We start from the raw sequence: 12,802 nt of genomic DNA, 5'->3' as shown, positions 1-12,802 counted from the left end.
AGTTCGGGCGCTTTCGCCGACCTTCGACGCGGCGCTGAAGGACCAAGGCCGATGGCGAAGGATTCTGCGAAACTGATCACCAGCGGGACGGTGAGCGAGGCGTATTCGACATTGCGAAAATGGCCGGGCGCCGTTTCGCGATAGCCACAAATGTCGGTGACCGCGTTCTGCAGCCGCAGGCCCGGCGCGCGCCGCACCATCTCGAACCGGTCGGCTACCGGGCGGTGCTGTTGATCGTGGCGCTCCGTCTCGCCGGACATGGTCATCCTCCGCGCGGAAGAGCCTAACGGACCATGCATCCAAAGCAAAAGCGCCCGGCTTTTGACCGGGCGCTTCGAATTGCAGAAGTCGCGGGCGCCTAGGCGCCGCGCATCAGGCAGGCGGCGGCAAGCACGATGTATGCGATGAGGACAATCCACACCGCAGCCAGAGGAATGAACGCAAGAACGCCAAGCGCGGCGAGCACGCCGATGATGGCGATGACAAGGGATATGATGAAAACAAGCTGAGTGGGTGCACTAAGATTCATGTGTGGTCCCTCCAACATGATTCGTACAACGGCACTCTATCAGGCGTGAGGCTTATACACCAATCAGCTGGCGCAATGGGTTCGCCGGGTCGGCCAGCAGCTTCACCGCCAGAGCCAGGCAGATGATCACCAGCAGCGGCTTGATCAGCCGGGCGCCGATGCGGATGGCAAGGCTGGCGCCGAGCCGGGCGCCGAGGAACTGGGCGACGCCCATCATCAGCCCGATCTTCCAGCAGACGACGCCGGCGACGGCAAAGACGATGAAGCCGCCGATGTTGGAGGCGAAATTGAGCAGCTTGGTGTGTGCCGTGGCCTTGAGCACGCCGAAGCCGGCGAGGCTGACGAAGGCCAGCATGTAGAAGGAGCCGGCTCCCGGCCCGAACAGCCCGTCATAGAAGCCGACCAAAGGGGCGATGACCAGCCCGAACAGGAAGGGCGACAGGCGCTCGGCGCGGTCGACATCGTTCATGTTGGGTTTCACGGCGAAGTAGATCGCGATGGCGATTAAAAGCAGCGGCAGCAGCGCTCGCAGGAGATCACCCGGCACGAATGCCGCCAGCAAGGCGCCGACGGCACTGCCGGCAAGGGCCAGAAGCGCCGATGGCAGCTGTCGGCGCAGATCGACATGGCCATTCATGGCGTAGTGGATGGTCGCCGAAGCGGTGCCGAAAATGCCCTGCAGCTTGTTGGTTCCAAGTGCTGCGACGGGCGGGAAGCCGGCAAGCAGCAGGGCCGGGATGGTGATCAGCCCGCCGCCGCCGGCTATCGAATCGACAAAGCCGGCTGCAAAGGCGGCGAAGGCAAGCATGATGACGGTCTGGGTAGCGAGGTCGAGCATCGGGATTTTCTGAACATTCCGGCGGGAAAGGTGGTGCCGCGCCTTCTCATGGCCATCCGGTTTGCGCAAGGCCGATTCCGCGCTACGTCCATCCAAGCGCGTTGCGCTTGGATTTCCTGTGGTGCATGTCATTATCTCAGTACCGCTGCGCAGTTTTGGGTCATGTGCGCTGGGCGGGCTCGGGAAAGGGACACTGTTGGCGATGGCATTGCTCGACCAGATACGCTCGATCTTCGATGGTGACCCCGGCGTGCGCAAGGTTGCCGACGACCCCGTGCTGTCGGCGGAACTCTTGATGCTGTTTCGCATGATCCTGGCCGACGGCTCGGTTTCGGAGAGCGAAATGGTCGCCTTCCGGCGCATCTGCAAGGACGCCTTCGGCATCCCGGAAACCAGCATCGACGCGGTCATCGAATATCTCAATGATTTCGGCTACGAGACCAACGGTTCGCAAGCCATGGCGCTGTTCCGCGATCTCGATGTCGAACGGCGCAAGTTGCTGGCGCTCCACATGGCGGAGATCGCCAAAGCCGATTCCAAACTGGCAGAGAGCGAAGTGCGGCTGTTGCGCCGCACGCTCGATTTGCTCGACATCAGCCCGGTCGATGTGGTGAAGCCGGAGGAGTGAGGCAGACCAGGGGCAACGGCCGCCCGGCCGGGTCCCCGCTGCTTCGCAGCGTCCCAGCGTTCGTGACCTTTCATCGTGCCACTGGCACGATGAATTCGCTGCGCGAACCGGTCACTCACCCCTGTTCCTGCATACGGTGAGCGATCGCCCGATGCAGATCGGGCGCAGCCGCGACCAGCGCCCTGGCCGCCTCCGACTGCGGATGATCGAGCACGTCGCCGGTCTTGCCGCGCTCGACGATCCTGCCGTCATGCATGACCAGCACCTCATCGGTGATGGCGCGGGCGACGGTCAAATCGTGAGTGATGAAGAGATAGGCGATGCCGAGCTTCTGGTTGAGCTCTGCGAACAGATCGAGGATCTGGGCGCGGATCGAGACGTCGAGCGCCGAGACCGGCTCGTCGGCGACGACCAGCTTCGGCCTGGTGATAATGGCGCGGGCGATCGACAGGCGCTGGCGCTGGCCGCCGGAAAACTCATGCGGATTTTTGTCCATGTCGCTGACGCCGAGGCCGACCTCGTGCAGCGCATGCGCCACCATCTCGCGCCGCTCGGCCGGTGTCGGCTTCTTTTCCAGTACATGCAGCGGCTCGGCGACCAGTTTCTCGACCTTCTTGCGCGGGTCGAAAGAGCCGTAGGGATCCTGGAACACCACCTGCATGTCGCGCCGCGCGGCTTTGAGCTCCGCCTCGCTTTTGCCGGTGATGGTCTCGCCGCGAAAGCGGATCGTTCCCGATGTCGATTTGTCGAGCGCCAGGATCATGCGGGCAAGCGTTGACTTGCCGCAGCCGGAGCGGCCGACCAGCGCCACCGATTGGCCCGGCGCCAGCGACAAGGACACGTCGTCGACGGCGCGGATTGGAGCCGCTGACTTGAACAGGGAGGTGCGCCGGCCCGGATAGTCCCGTGTCACGCCTTCGACCTCAAGCAGCGGTTTGCCCTGGCCGGTGGCGTGAACCTTGGCGCGCGCGGGCACGTGCATGGAGGCCAGCGCCAGCTGGCGCGTGTAGGGATGCAGCTGTTCCGATAGCGTGCGTGCGGTGTCGCCGGCTTCCATCACCTCGCCATGACGCAGGATGGTGATGCGGTCGGCCATTTCGGTGACGACGGCGAGATCGTGCGAGATCAGAAGCAGGCCCATGCGGTTTTCGCTGACAAGGCCGCGCAAGAGGTCGAGGATCTGCGCCTGCAGCACCACGTCGAGCGCCGTGGTCGGCTCGTCGGCGATGAGCAGCTTGGGTTTCAATGCGCAGGCAATGGCGATGACGACGCGCTGGCGCTGGCCGCCCGACAATTCGTGCGGATAGCGCGACAGCGGGAATTTGGCCTCGGGCAGGCCGACGCGGTCGAGCATTTTGCGCGCGCGGTCTTCGGCGTCGGCACGGCTTGCCCTAGTGTGCCAGCGTATGCCTTCGGCGACCTGCTCGCCGATGGTCTTGACGGGGTTGAGCGCCGTCATCGGCTCCTGGAACACCATGCCGATGTCGTCGCCGCGCAGCGCGCACATCTGGTCCTCGGTTGCGGCCAGAATATCGATGCCGTCGAAGGTCACGCGGCCGGTGGCGCGCGCAGCATGCGGCAGAAGCTGCATGATGGTCAGCGCCGTCATCGATTTGCCCGAGCCGGATTCGCCGACCAGCCCCATCACCTCGCCGGGCGCGACGGAGAGGTCGACCCCTTTCAGGATCGGCGTGTCGCCGATGGCCAGCGACAGGTTCTCCATCTGCAGCAGGCTCATCGCTGCCGCCGCGATTTCGGGTCGAGTATGTCGGCGATGCCGTCGCCGAGCAGATTGAGCCCAAGCACCGTGACGACGATGGCCATGCCGGGGAAGATGGCCATCCAAGGCGCCACCACCATGCGCGTCTGAGCGTCGAACAGCATGCGGCCCCAGCTCGGCATTGGCGGCTGGGCGCCGAGGCCGACATAGGAGAGGCCGGCTTCGGCCAAAATGCCAAGCGCGAACTGGATGGTGCCTTGCACCAGAAGCAGCGTGGCGATGTTGGGCAGCACGTGCTCGGTTGTAATCTGCGCTTTGCTCTTGCCGGCGGCGCGGGCGGCGAGGATGAATTCGCGCGGCCAGATCGCCAGCGCGCCGGCGCGGGCGACGCGCGCAAACACCGGGATGTTGAAGATGCCGATGGCGATGATGGCGTTGATTGCGCCCGGTCCGAAGATGGCGGTGATCATGATCGCCGACAGCAGCGCCGGGAAGGCGAAGACGAGGTCGGTCAGCCGCATCAGCGCCTCGTCGACCAACCCGCCGCGCGCCGCGGCGAAGGCGCCGAGCGGCACGCCGACGCCCATGCCGATGCCGACCGCGACCAGCGCCACGGCAATCGAGTTGCGGGCGCCGACCATGATCATCGACAGGATGTCGCGGCCGAAATGATCGGTGCCGAACCAGTGCGCCGCAGAGGGCGCCAGCGTCTTGTCCGAGATCACCAGTTTGGCCACGTCGTAGGGCGTCCAGACGTAGGAGATGACCGCTATTGCAGCCACCAGCACCGTGATGGCGAAGCCGATGAGGAAGGAGCGGTTGCGGAAGGCCTTGGCCAGAATGCTGCCCAACGTCTCCTGCGGGATGTCGATGTGCAGCGTCATTGCCGGCCTCGAAGGCGCGGATCGACGATGGCGTAGGAGACGTCGACGACGAGGTTGACCGCAATGACGGCGACGACCAGCAGCATGACGATGCTTTCCACCACGATCAGGTCGCGCTGAGTGATCGCCTGGAACACCAGCCGTCCGAGGCCGGGGAGATAAAAGACGTTCTCGATGATGATGGTGCCGGCGAGCAGGAAGGCGAATTGCAGGCCCAGAATGGTCAGAACCGGGATCATCGCGTTGCGCAGCGCGTGCCGCCATAGCACGGCGCGGTAAGGCAGGCCCTTGGCGCGGGCGGTGCGGATATAGTCCTCGTTCAGCACCTCGATCAGCGCCGAGCGGGCAACGCGCGCCAGGATCGCCGCCTGCGGCAGAGCGAGGGCGATGGCCGGCAGCAGCAGCGATTTCAGCGCCGGCCAGGCGCCGGCGCTCCAGCCGGGAAAGCCGCCGGCCGGCACCAGCCGCAGCCAGACGGCAAAGAGGTAGATCAGCATCAGCGCGAACCAGAAGTTCGGGATGGCAACGCCGAGCTGGGCGGCGCCCATGGCGATCGTATCGCCGGCCCGCCCGCGCCGGCTGGCGGAATAGAGCCCGACCGGGATGGCAATGATGGTGGACAGCGCCAGCGCGATCAGCGCCAGCGGCAGGGAAACCGCCATGCGCTCGCGGACAAGGTCGATGACCGGCACTGAATAAGTGTAGGAGCGGCCGAAATCGAGGCTGAGCAGACCGCCGACCCAGTGGAGGTAGCGCAGGAGAAGCGGCGCGTTGAGGCCCATCTGGTTGCGCAGGAGTTCGACCTGCTCGGCGCTGGCGTTGAGGCCAAGCATCAGCCGCGCCGGATCGCCGGGCAGGATTTCTAGCACGGCGAAGACGACCATCGAGGCCAGGATCAAGGTTGCGATGGCGATGGCGAGGCGTTTGAGGAGGTAGGCGGTCATGGTGGAGGGGCGCCCGGTGCGGCTGCGCCTTGAAAGTCGAGTTCCCCCCCACCCCCCTCTGTCCTGCCGGACCCGGCCCTTCGCTGTCGCTTCGGGCGTTCGTTGTTCGGAAAGCCAAGCAGTTGGCTTTCCGTCCGCTGCGCGGACCACTCCTCACCCCCCGCAAGGGGGGAGATCAGCAGGTTCTGTGTCGTCGACCAGCGTTCAACGTTCGCGATAGGCGAAAGCGGAGATGAGAGCCCGATCTCCCCCCTTGCGGGGGAGATGCCCGGCAGGGCAGAGGGGGGTGTGACGGAGCGCAAACGCCGCCCTTTGGCCCGCCGCCTCAATCCGTCCACTTCACCTTGGTCAGATCATTCGCCTGGATCGGCGCATTCTCCCACAGGCCCTGCAGCTTGGCGTCCCAGACGCCGACCTTCGGCAGTTCATAGAGGAAGCCGACCACGGCGTCGTCGGCCAGGATCTTCTGTGCTTCGCCGAGCAGCGTGTTGCGCTTGGCGTCGTCGGAGGTGAGGTTCAGCTCGGCGATGATCTTGTCGAAGGCGGGGTTGTCGTAGTTGAAGTAGTAGTCCTTGCGCGAGTAGATATCGATGTCGTTGGGCTCGGTGTGGGAGACGATGGTCAGGTCGTAATCCTTCTTGGTGAACACCTGGTCCAGCCACTGCGCCCATTCGACCGGAATGATTTCCAGGTCGATGCCGACATCGCGCAGCTGCGAAGCGATGATCTCGCCGCCAAGCCGCGCATAGGAAGGCGGCGGCAGTTTCAGCATCGCCTTGAAGCCGTTCTCCAGGCCGGCCTGCTTCAGCAGTTCCTTGGCCTTGTCGACATTGTGCGGATAGAGGCCGGTGAGGTCGACATAGGCCTTGCTGGCCGGCGACATGTGCGAGCCGATCGGCACGCCGAGGCCGGCCGAGGCGCCGTCGATGATCGCCTTGCGGTCGAGCGCGAAGGCAATTGCCTGCCGCACCTCGAGCTTGTCGAAAGGCGGCTTCTTGTTGTTGATCGCCAGAATGGTCTCGCCCTCAGTCGAGCCGATCACCACCTTGAAGCGCGGATCGTCCTTGACCTGCGCGACGCTGTCGGGATCGAAGAAAGGGAAAGCCTGGATGTCGCCGGAGAGCAGCGCCGGCACGGCGGCGGCGGCGTCGGGAACGATGCGGAATTCGGCCTTGTCGAGGGATACCGGAGCGCCCCAGTAGTTGTCGGATTTGACCAGCGTGATCGACGAGCCCTTGGCCCAGCTCTGGAATTTGAACGGGCCGGTGCCGATGGGCTTTTCCTTGTTGGTGTCGGCGCTCTCCGGCGCCACGATCACCGCGTCGCCCCAGCCCAGATTGTAGAGGAACGACCCCTGCGGGTTCTTCAGCGTCACCTTGACCGTTGTCGGATCGACGACTTCGACCGTATCGATGGCGGCGAACAGGGCCTTTTGCGCGTTTACGGAATTGTCGGCACGGGCGCGGTCGAGCGAGAACTTCACGTCGCCGGCGTCGAAATCGCTGCCGTCATGGAATTTGACGCCGGTGTGCAGCTTGAAGGTGTAGACCTTGCCATCGTCGGAAATGGCCCAGCTCTCGGCAAGGTCGGGCAGCACTTCGCCATTCGGGCCGATGCGGGTCAGGCCCTCGAAGACGTTGGCGTAGAGCACTTCGTCGATCGCCGCGGCAGCACCGGCGGTCGGATCGAGATGCGGCGGCTCGAGCGGAATGCCGATCACCAGGTCGGTGCGTGCGGCAAATGCCTGACTGCCGGCCAGTGCCAGCACCGTGGCGGCAAGAATGGTTTTCCACAATTTCATCGTGCAACTCCCAAATGCTCGAACCCTGATGCGATAGAAGCGTGATTTCGAGGTGGAGTAAATTGCGTTTCGTGCTCCGCAGCGGCGCGGGGAGGAATGTTTTTTCAGCGAAGCCGATGGTTCAGTCCGCGGCCGTGCCCCTGAGCAGCACATTCAGCCCGATCGCCATCACCTTGGCCGACTCCACCATATCAGAGATACCGACCCATTCGTCGGGCCGGTGGGCGAGGTCCAAAATGCCCGGGCCATAGGCGATGCAATCATAGATGTGGCCGATGCGGGCGATGTGCTTCTGGTCGTAAGTGCCTGGTGAAATGACATAATCCGGCTCACGGTCGAAGATCGCCATGATGCCTTGCGCCACCGCCTTGACCACCGGCGCGTCGCGCTCGGTCATCAGCGGCAGCACCTCCATCAGGTCGCGAATCTCGTAGTCGAACTTTTTGCGCTCGCGCTTCAGCCGGTCGAGGATATCGGTCACCTCGCTCTTGACCGTGGCAAGGTCTTCCTCGAGCAGGAAGCGGCGATCGATGGTAAGCCGGCAGGCGTCGGGCACGTTGGGTGAGGGCAGGCCGGGGCGGAAATCCTCGGTCTGGCCGCCATGGATCGAGTTGATGTTCATGGTCGAGCGCTTTGCGCCTTCGGGCACGACAGGCATGCGCGTCACCTTGCGATCGAGCGCCGGAAACAGTTCATCCTCGAAGGCCTGCAGCACGGCGCCCATATGGCGCACCGCATTGTCGCCGAGGAACGGCATCGAGCCATGCGCGATCTCGCCCTTGGTCTCGATCTCCGCCCACCAGACGCCGCGATGGCCAAGACAGATGCGGTCCTTGTTCAGCGGCTCGGGGATGATGACGTGGTCGACCTTGGGTTTCGAGAAATAGCCAAGCTTCGCCAGATGGGCGACGCCGCCGAAGCCGCCGGACTCTTCATCGACGGTGCCGGAGATTTCGATGGCGCCAGGAAAGTCGGGGAATACCTCCATGAAGGCTTCCGCCGCGATGATCGAGGCGGCCATGCCCCCTTTCATGTCGCAGGCGCCGCGGCCGTAGACCTTGCCGTCCTTCACCACCCCGGCAAAGGGATCGACGCTCCAGCCTTCGCCGGCTTCGACCACATCGATGTGCGAGTTGAAATGGACGCAGGCCCCAGGCGAGCGGCCGTCGAAGCGGGCGACGACATTGACGCGGGGATAGCGGTCGGTGTCGCCGGGCGTGCCTTCGGCGCGGATGAATTCGGTTTCGAAGCCAAGCCTGCCTAGGCGCGCACCGATATATTCGGCGCAGGGGCGATAGGCTTCGCCGGGCGGGTTGATGGTCGGGAAGCGGATCAGGTCGGCGGTCAGTGCGACCAGGTCATCAACACGGGCGTCTATCGCTTTGAAGAGTCGTTCGCTCATTCCCGGATTTGAGCAGGCAAGGGGGTGGTTTTGCAAGCATCGCGCCACTGGCGCCGAAACTTCGTGTCGCAGCGGCAACTATGGCGGGAAAATCGTTCAAATTCGCTGCTTTAGATTGGCGAATTTATCAAGGAGTGTGTGTTAGATCACTCACCTGTCGTTAAAAAGATGAAAAACCGCGTGATGACAGGGCAGGCAAGGGGCATCAAAGGGGTTTGATCTCATGACTAAAATCGTTCTCATGGCAGCTGCTTTTGCTGCGATGCTGTTCGGCACGTCCATCGAAAGCAGGGCTGCCTCGCTGGTGGCCAGCATCGACGTCTCGTCGCAGACCATGACCGTCAGCCAATACGGCCATGTGCTTTATCGCTGGAGCGTGTCGACCGCGCGCAGCGGCTATTTCACGCCGCGCGGCACCTATCGGCCGCAACGCACGGCGCGGATGTGGTATTCGAAAAAATACCACATGTCGCCAATGCCTTACTCGGTGTTCTTCCATGGCGGCTACGCCATCCACGGCACCGGCGCGGTCAGGCAGCTAGGGCGTCCGGCATCGCATGGCTGCGTGCGGCTGCACACCGCCAATGCCGCGATGTTCTATGCGATGGTGCGCGAAGTCGGCTTCGGCAATACGCGGATCGTTGTGACGAACTGAGGCTTTCGACGACTTAAGATTGACGCTGCCCCTGGCCGGTGGCGTTGGCCTGTCCGCGCCGGCGGCGACGCCGGCCTGAGATTTCCCACCTTTTGTGGAACCACATCCACTGTCCCGGATCCTCGCGCACCCAGCGCTCGACCACGTCGGCGAGCAGTTGGGTGGTGGCCGCGACATCGACGCTGCCGCTTTCATTGCGCGGCAAGGTCAGCTTGTCCTCGATCTCGAGGCGGAAGCGGTTGCCAGGCAGCCGCACACATCGCGCCGGATAGACGTCGCAATCATAGTGACGGGCGAGCATGCCCAGAACCGGATTGCTCTGGCATGGGCGGTTAAAGAAGATTGTCTCCAGTCCGCTGGAGAATTTCTGGTCGACCAGCACGCCGATATTGCCGCCTTTCTCCAGAATCGACGCCAGCGCGAAGGAGGCGCCGGTCGAAGACGGCAGCAAGGCGCCCATGCTCGAACGCCGCGTCGAATGGATATAATCGGCGAGGTAAGGATTGTTCGGCGGACGAAACAGCGCCGTGATCTTCATGCCGAACGTCGCGGCAGCCACCGGCAGCAGTTCGAAATTGCCGAGATGGCCGGTGAACAGGATATGCGGCTTGTCCTCGCCAGCTATCTGATGGAAATGATCGGCGCCGCCAACTTCGACGCGGCCGGGCGTCGCTGCGTTCGGATCATAGTCGAAGAGCGCATCGAGAAAGATGTATTCGGCGGCGAGCCGGGCCATGTTGCCCCACATGTCGGAGGCGATGGCCTCGATCTCGGCATCGCTCTTTTCGGGATAGGCAAGGCGCAGATTGTTGACGGCGACGCGGTGGCGCCCGACACGGGGGCCGATGCGGCGGGCCGCGCGGTCGGCGAAATTGAGCGCCTTGTCGGCGGGCAAGAGGCGCAGCAGCGAGATGATCGTCATCGCCGCGCGCGCCACCAGCCAGTGCTCCATCTGGCGCAGTCTTCGGCCATAGCGGAACATGAAGTCCCGGCGGGCTTTCTTGAACACCTTGCCGGCCATTGTCCTAGGAAACGCGCAGGATGATCTTGCCGAACACGTCGCGGCCTTCCATGCGCTTCAACGCGGCGTCGATGCCGTCGAAGCCGACCTCGGTGTCGATGACAGGTGCTACCTGTCCCGCCGCCATCTTCTGCATGGCGTTGGCCATGTTCTCCATGCGGCAGCCGAAGGACCCGAGCAGCTTCAGCTGCTGCTGGAACAGCTGCATCAGATTGATCTGCGTCGACACGCCGGAGGTCGAGCCGCAGGTGACCAGGCGGCCGCCGCGCTTGAGGCACAGCATCGAGGCGGCAAAGGTGTCGGCGCCGACATGCTCGAAGACGACGTCGACGCCCTTCTTCCTGGTGAGCTTGCGCACGACGCCTTCGAAACGGTCGTCGCGGTAGTTGATGACATGGTCGGCGCCGAGCGCCTTGGCCTTGTCGATCTTGTCGTTGGAGCCGACCGTGGTGATGATGGTGCAACCCATGCGCCTGGCCAGCTGGATCGCCGCCGAGCCGATGCCGGAGCCGCCGGCATGGATGAGGATGGTTTCGCCGGGCTGCAGCTTGGCATTGTCGAACAGCATGTGCTCGACGGTGCCGAAGGTGACGGGGGCGACAGCCGCGCCGACATCGGTCACGCCGGGAGGAGCAGGGACCAGCAGGCGCGCCGGCAGGTTGATCTTCTCCTGGGCAAAGCCATCGAGATGGAAGCCGTGGACGCCCGAGACATGTTCGCAGAGATTGTCGCGGCCTTCGCGGCAGGCGCGGCAAAGGCCGCAGGTGCGCGCGCCATAGATCGATACCAATTGTCCGGGCAGCAGGCTGGAGACGCCGGGGCCGACAGCTTCGACCTCGCCGGAGGCTTCGGCGCCGACGACCAGCGGCAGCTTACGCTTGGCGAAGGCCATGCCACGCCAGCCCCAGACGTCGATATGGTTCAGCGCCACCGCCTTGATGCGCAGCGTGACTTCGCCCAATGCGGGGGGCGGCGGGGGCGGCAGGTCCACCGTTTCAAGACGGCGGTCCTCGATAAGTTGCAGTGCGCGCATGGGGCCTGTCAGTTCAGTCTGGCTGAAAAAGGTCGCTTAGACCGGTTCCCGCGCCATGACAAGGCAAGTGTTCTGGCCGCCGAAGCCGAACGAGTTCGAGAGCACGGTGCCGACTTCGGCATTGCGCTTCTTGTTGGGCACCACGTCGAGCACGATTGCCGGGTCGGGATTGTCGTAGTTGATGGTCGGCGGAATCACGCTTTCGCGCATGGTCATCAGCGAAAACGCCGCTTCGACAGCACCCGCCGCCGACAGCGTGTGGCCGATCATCGACTTGTTCGACGAGACCGGCATCGAGCCGATGCGATCGCCGAACACGGTCGACAGCGACAGATGCTCCATCTTGTCGTTTTCCGGTGTCGAGGTGCCGTGAGCGTTGACGTAGTCGATCTCGTCCTTGCTCAAGCCGGCATCGGCAAGGGCGGCGCGGACTGCTGCGATCGCCGGCGAACCGTCGGGCTTGGAACGGGTGCGATGGAAATCGTCGGCCTTTTCACCGCAGCCGCGCAGGATGCCGAGAACGCTGGCGCCCCGAGCAAGGGCTGCCTCAAGCGATTCCAGCACCAGAGCGCCGGAGCCTTCGGCCAGCACAAAGCCGTCGCGGTCCTTGGAGAAGGGTTTTGACGCCTTTTCAGGGATGTCATTGTGGGTCGACAGCGCCGAGAGCAACGAAAAGCGGATCAGCGCCTCGGCGGTTGCCGAACCGTCGGCGCCGATGGACAGCGCCCGGTCGCATTCGCCGCGGCGGATCGCTTCGACGCCGAGCTGGATGGCGGTGGCGCCCGAAGCGCAGGCCGTCGACAGCGTGATCGGCAGGCCGCGCGTGCCAAAGCGGTCGGCCAGCCGGTCGGCGATCGCGCCGAACTGCGTGCTTGCGAACGTATCCGTTTCCTTCAGCCCGCGCGCCACCCTGAGCAGCCTTTCGGCGCCGGCGCCTTTGGCGTCGGAATTGTAGAGCGCGAAGCGATCCTGCCAGTCGAGTTCGACCGGCGGCGAGGCGAGGAACAGAGGCCCGCCAAAATCAGAGGAATCGAGGCCGGATTCGGCCGCCGCCTCATTCGCGGCGGTTTCGGCCAGCTCGTAGGTCAGCAGGCTGGCGCCTTTCGAGCTTGAGTCGAGGAAATCGACCATACCGGAGATGCGGGTGTTGAGGTGGTCGACGGGAAAGCGGGTGATCGGGTGGATGCCCGATTTGCCGGAGGTCAGTGCCGCCCAATTGTCTGCCTTGCCGACGCCGAGCGAGGTTACCACGCCGATGCCGGTGACGGCGACGATCGGCCTGCCCATGTGATCTCTGAGATTGGCCATCCGGAACCTCTTAACTTTGCAGCATGATCGCGCAGCGCT

At 64.0% G+C, this 12,802-nt stretch carries 12 protein-coding genes and 1 pseudogene; 2 read left to right on the top strand and 11 right to left on the bottom strand.

Going from position 1 to position 12,802, the window contains the following annotated elements; all coding sequences use genetic code 11:
- Positions 1-41 precede the first annotated feature (41 nt).
- The 3 genes and pseudogenes from AC3EMP_RS24215 to AC3EMP_RS24205 form a co-directional block, all read right to left on the bottom strand.
- Positions 42-260: pseudogene (locus AC3EMP_RS24215) on the bottom strand (AraC family transcriptional regulator); the annotation flags it as partial.
- Positions 261-358: 98 nt separating this feature from the next.
- Positions 359-529: a hypothetical protein gene (locus tag AC3EMP_RS24210; RefSeq protein ID WP_023670429.1), complete on the bottom strand. Its 171-nt coding sequence runs from the start codon at positions 527-529 to the stop codon at positions 359-361.
- A 52-nt stretch (positions 530-581) separates the two neighbouring features.
- Positions 582-1,367 carry a TSUP family transporter gene (locus AC3EMP_RS24205; protein ID WP_023753415.1) on the bottom strand — a complete coding sequence of 262 codons (786 nt, stop codon included), beginning with the start codon at positions 1,365-1,367 and terminating at the stop codon, positions 582-584.
- Between the two features lie 196 nt (positions 1,368-1,563).
- Here AC3EMP_RS24205 and AC3EMP_RS24200 point away from each other — a divergent pair, with 196 nt between their 5' ends.
- On the top strand, positions 1,564-1,995 hold the full coding sequence (locus tag AC3EMP_RS24200; protein WP_023691035.1) for a TerB family tellurite resistance protein: 432 nt from the start codon (positions 1,564-1,566) through the stop codon (positions 1,993-1,995).
- A 115-nt stretch (positions 1,996-2,110) separates the two neighbouring features.
- Here AC3EMP_RS24200 and AC3EMP_RS24195 read toward each other — a convergent pair whose 3' ends face one another.
- The 5 genes from AC3EMP_RS24195 to AC3EMP_RS24175 all read right to left on the bottom strand — a co-directional run bounded on the left by AC3EMP_RS24195 (position 2,111) and on the right by AC3EMP_RS24175 (position 8,746).
- Positions 2,111-3,733: an ABC transporter ATP-binding protein gene (locus AC3EMP_RS24195; RefSeq protein ID WP_352711556.1), complete on the bottom strand. Its 1,623-nt coding sequence runs from the start codon at positions 3,731-3,733 to the stop codon at positions 2,111-2,113.
- On the bottom strand, positions 3,730-4,599 hold the full coding sequence (locus AC3EMP_RS24190; RefSeq protein WP_352711553.1) for an ABC transporter permease: 870 nt from the start codon (positions 4,597-4,599) through the stop codon (positions 3,730-3,732). Before AC3EMP_RS24190 ends, AC3EMP_RS24195 begins: the two co-directional genes overlap by 4 nt.
- A complete protein-coding gene (locus AC3EMP_RS24185; RefSeq protein ID WP_023710755.1) occupies positions 4,596-5,543 on the bottom strand; it encodes an ABC transporter permease in 948 nt (315 codons plus the stop codon). The genes AC3EMP_RS24190 and AC3EMP_RS24185 overlap by 4 nt, the downstream gene beginning before the upstream one ends.
- A gap of 325 nt (positions 5,544-5,868) precedes the next feature.
- Positions 5,869-7,344, bottom strand: a complete 1,476-nt coding sequence (locus AC3EMP_RS24180; RefSeq protein ID WP_352711550.1) for an ABC transporter substrate-binding protein — start codon at positions 7,342-7,344, stop codon at positions 5,869-5,871.
- A 121-nt stretch (positions 7,345-7,465) separates the two neighbouring features.
- Positions 7,466-8,746: an acetylornithine deacetylase/succinyl-diaminopimelate desuccinylase family protein gene (locus tag AC3EMP_RS24175; protein ID WP_352711547.1), complete on the bottom strand. Its 1,281-nt coding sequence runs from the start codon at positions 8,744-8,746 to the stop codon at positions 7,466-7,468.
- Between the two features lie 223 nt (positions 8,747-8,969).
- On the opposite strand from AC3EMP_RS24175, the gene AC3EMP_RS24170 reads away from it, so the two are divergent.
- On the top strand, positions 8,970-9,401 hold the full coding sequence (locus AC3EMP_RS24170; RefSeq protein WP_352711544.1) for a L,D-transpeptidase: 432 nt from the start codon (positions 8,970-8,972) through the stop codon (positions 9,399-9,401).
- A gap of 13 nt (positions 9,402-9,414) precedes the next feature.
- Here the strand turns inward: AC3EMP_RS24170 and AC3EMP_RS24165 are convergent, their stop codons facing one another.
- The 3 genes from AC3EMP_RS24165 to AC3EMP_RS24155 are packed head-to-tail and all read right to left on the bottom strand — an operon-like array spanning position 9,415 to position 12,763.
- Positions 9,415-10,422, bottom strand: coding sequence for a lipid A biosynthesis lauroyl acyltransferase (locus AC3EMP_RS24165; protein WP_031201841.1), 1,008 nt, complete (start codon positions 10,420-10,422; stop codon positions 9,415-9,417).
- A 4-nt stretch (positions 10,423-10,426) separates the two neighbouring features.
- Positions 10,427-11,455 (bottom strand): zinc-binding dehydrogenase, encoded by a 1,029-nt coding sequence (locus AC3EMP_RS24160; protein WP_023681745.1) that lies wholly within the window; start codon positions 11,453-11,455, stop codon positions 10,427-10,429.
- A gap of 36 nt (positions 11,456-11,491) precedes the next feature.
- Positions 11,492-12,763 (bottom strand): beta-ketoacyl-ACP synthase, encoded by a 1,272-nt coding sequence (locus AC3EMP_RS24155; RefSeq protein WP_023714370.1) that lies wholly within the window; start codon positions 12,761-12,763, stop codon positions 11,492-11,494.
- Positions 12,764-12,802: the final 39 nt, after the last annotated feature.

This window comes from Mesorhizobium sp. P160219, from assembly GCF_057786095.1.
This window is presented reverse-complemented; position numbering and strand designations above follow the sequence as displayed.

Bases quoted from the DNA above. Each gene is read 5' to 3' on its own strand.
- AC3EMP_RS24180 (WP_352711550.1), bottom strand. From the start codon at position 7,344: ATGAAATTGTGGAAAACCATTCTTGCCGCCACGGTGCTGGCACTGGCC.
- AC3EMP_RS24165 (WP_031201841.1), bottom strand. From the start codon at position 10,422: ATGGCCGGCAAGGTGTTCAAGAAAGCCCGCCGGGACTTCATGTTCCGC.
- AC3EMP_RS24190 (WP_352711553.1), bottom strand. From the start codon at position 4,599: ATGACGCTGCACATCGACATCCCGCAGGAGACGTTGGGCAGCATTCTG.
- AC3EMP_RS24160 (WP_023681745.1), bottom strand. From the start codon at position 11,455: ATGCGCGCACTGCAACTTATCGAGGACCGCCGTCTTGAAACGGTGGAC.
- AC3EMP_RS24210 (WP_023670429.1), bottom strand. From the start codon at position 529: ATGAATCTTAGTGCACCCACTCAGCTTGTTTTCATCATATCCCTTGTC.
- AC3EMP_RS24170 (WP_352711544.1), top strand. From the start codon at position 8,970: ATGACTAAAATCGTTCTCATGGCAGCTGCTTTTGCTGCGATGCTGTTC.
- AC3EMP_RS24195 (WP_352711556.1), bottom strand. From the start codon at position 3,733: ATGAGCCTGCTGCAGATGGAGAACCTGTCGCTGGCCATCGGCGACACG.
- AC3EMP_RS24155 (WP_023714370.1), bottom strand. From the start codon at position 12,763: ATGGCCAATCTCAGAGATCACATGGGCAGGCCGATCGTCGCCGTCACC.
- AC3EMP_RS24205 (WP_023753415.1), bottom strand. From the start codon at position 1,367: ATGCTCGACCTCGCTACCCAGACCGTCATCATGCTTGCCTTCGCCGCC.
- AC3EMP_RS24175 (WP_352711547.1), bottom strand. From the start codon at position 8,746: ATGAGCGAACGACTCTTCAAAGCGATAGACGCCCGTGTTGATGACCTG.
- AC3EMP_RS24185 (WP_023710755.1), bottom strand. From the start codon at position 5,543: ATGACCGCCTACCTCCTCAAACGCCTCGCCATCGCCATCGCAACCTTG.